At 68.5% G+C, this 2,363-nt stretch carries 3 protein-coding genes; 2 read left to right on the forward strand and 1 reads right to left on the reverse strand.

Annotated elements, in window-relative coordinates:
* Positions 1-395: CoA transferase (locus AC1DZ6_RS23650; RefSeq protein ID WP_477099550.1), on the forward strand; the 395-nt coding region annotated here is incomplete at its 5' end.
* Positions 396-482: 87 nt separating this feature from the next.
* Here the strand turns inward: AC1DZ6_RS23650 and AC1DZ6_RS23655 are convergent.
* On the reverse strand, positions 483-1,361 hold the full coding sequence (locus tag AC1DZ6_RS23655) for a transglycosylase SLT domain-containing protein (RefSeq protein ID WP_477099551.1): 879 nt from the start codon (positions 1,359-1,361) through the stop codon (positions 483-485).
* 188 nt (positions 1,362-1,549) lie between these two features.
* Between AC1DZ6_RS23655 and AC1DZ6_RS23660 the strand changes: the two genes are divergently transcribed.
* Entirely contained in the window at positions 1,550-2,275 is a 726-nt protein-coding gene (locus AC1DZ6_RS23660) for an energy transducer TonB family protein (protein ID WP_477099552.1), read from the forward strand.
* Positions 2,276-2,363 lie beyond the last annotated feature (88 nt).

Consider the following 2,363-nt stretch of genomic DNA (forward strand, 5'->3'; position numbering starts at 1 on the left):
GTCCCGAGTTGACCGAGGACCCGCGCTTCACCAGCGCCCGCCTGCGCCGCGAGAACGGCCCGGCCCTGGTCGACATCCTGGACGAAGCCTTCGGGGCCATGGACTACGCCCAGGCCGCCGAGGCGCTGGACGCCGGAGACCTGACCTGGGCGCCCTGGCAGACGCCGCGCGACCTCGTCACCGATCCGCAGGCGGCCGCGGCGGGCTGCTTCGTGGAGACCCCGGACGGCAACGGCGGGACCTTCCCCGCCCCGGCCGGTCCGGCCCGGTTCCCGGGGGCGGAGGACGGGCCTAGAGGGCCTGCGCCGGGGCTGGGCGAGCACACGGCGTCGGTGCTGGCGGAGATCGGGTGGTCGGAGAATGAGATTGAACGGGTGACGAGCGCTCGCCCTTAAACCCATTTCCTTTCAGCCGTCATTCCGGGCACAAGGCCCGGAATGACGGTTGTTATTTGGATAGGTGGAAGAGGACCCCGAAGGCCCCTACCGCTTGCTCTTGCCGCCGTCGCTGGCGTCGGACAGCACCCTCAGCATCTCTGACGAGAACATCGAGCTGGTCATCCGCGAGGCGGACGAGCCGCCGCCCGAACGCAGGTTCGAGGCGAGGCTGAAACCGTCGTCGGCGTCCTGCGAGCCGCGCAGGATCAGGCTGACCAGCGCTTCCTGCTGCTGGATGCGCTCCAGCCGGCGGCCGGTGGCGTACTGGACGAAGCCCTGGTCGGTGTCCGGCGAGGTGGTCGGCGTGGACGGAACCTCGCCGCCGCCGCCCGTCCGGGTCAGGTTGGCGTAGACCTCGCTGACCGTGGCCGGACGACCTTCGCGATAGAAGATCGACCGGTTCGCGGCCGCCGCGTCCGGGAACATCGCCGCGGCGCTGGCGCCGGGCGAATTGCCGGCCGCCTCGATCAGTCGGGCCGAACCCGCGGGACCCAGGAAGTGGGCGGCGTAGAGTTCGCCGGAGGTGGGCGAGCGCCCCACCCGGCCGCGCAGATAGGAGGCGTGGTCGCTGGCCAGTTCACCGGCCATCAGCGAGGCGGCGTGCGGGTCCAGCTTCAGGCCCAGCACGGTCTTGCGGGCCTCGTCGCCGGCGACCCGGTACTTGCCGTCCGAACCTTGCTGGATCAGGTCGGCGTAGCGGGCGTAACCGTACTTGGCGCCGTGCTTCTTCAGCGTCGAAAGCCAGGTCTGGTCGACGAACTGGAACAGGCCCGAGGCCGACGAGGTCCGCGCCTTGGCGGCGGGATTGTAGCCGCTCTCGCGCTTGGCCGTGCCCATCAGGAATGTGAAGTCGACGCCCGTCGCGCTGGACGCGCGCTGGATCGCCGACTCGACGACACTGCGTATGGAGGTGACATTCGCCATGCCCGAAGATGTGGACGCGCATGGTTAATCACGCCTTAACCACCCGGCAGAAATTGCCTGTGTCCGGTTGACGCAGTTACAGATGTAAAAATTCTACGCTCGTAATATTTACAAACGTAATTCGACGTGACAGGCTTGCTTCATCGGCCCCGGCTTCTTCAGGGCGGCCGATGCAGAAGGAGGTTGTCATGGTTGCGTACGAAGGCACGGTCGGTTCCTACATCCCCGGCCTGGACGCCCCGCGGGGCAAGCCGTCGAAGGCCCTGTTCGCCGCCCTGGTCGTCGTCTCGGCCGCCCATGCGGGCCTGTTCGCCTATCTGGCCTATCAGAAGTGGGTGGCTCCGCCCGAGATCGTCGAACCGCGCGGCTTCGAGGTTCCGCTCTATCCGCCGCCCGCGCCCCCACCAGAGCCCGAAAAGCCGATCCAGCATCCCAAGACCTCCAACCCGCCGCTGATCCACAAGCCCGTGCCCTTCCCCGACACGCCGCCGGTCGATCCCCTGCCCGTCAAGCCGTTCGACGGGCCCAAGACGCCTCCGGGCCCGGGGCCGGTCGATCTGAACACCGACCTGCCGCGCGGCCCGATCTCGCAGCCTGATCCGCCCCAACTCAAGATGGTCACCCGCCCCAACTGGCTGAAGAAGCCCGGCGCGTCGGAGTTCAGCCGCTTCTACCCCGAAAGCGCCATGCGCCGGGGCGTCGGYGGCCTGGCCACGCTGAACTGCACGGTGGCCGCCAACGGCACGATCCAGGCCTGCAGCGTGCTGGACGAAACCCCTTCGGAAGAAGGCTTCGGCAAGGCCGCCATCAAGCTGTCGCGGTTCTTCAAGATGAGCCCGCAGATGGAGAACGGCCAGGCCGTCGACGGAGCCAGCGTCCGCATCCCGATCCGCTTCAACGCGGCCGAAGGCTAGGGGCGCGTACGTCGGCCGAGCGTGCATGATCGGTCGACGATGTCTCTTCGGTCACGGGAGCCCCGGGTCGCCGCGCGCCTTCCAGCGC

This window comes from Caulobacter sp. P1_B12_2 (assembly GCF_056406675.1).

Coding starts and splice junctions, on each gene's coding strand:
- AC1DZ6_RS23655 (WP_477099551.1), bottom strand. CDS start 1,361: ATGGCGAATGTCACCTCCATACGCAGTGTCGTCGAGTCGGCGATCCAG.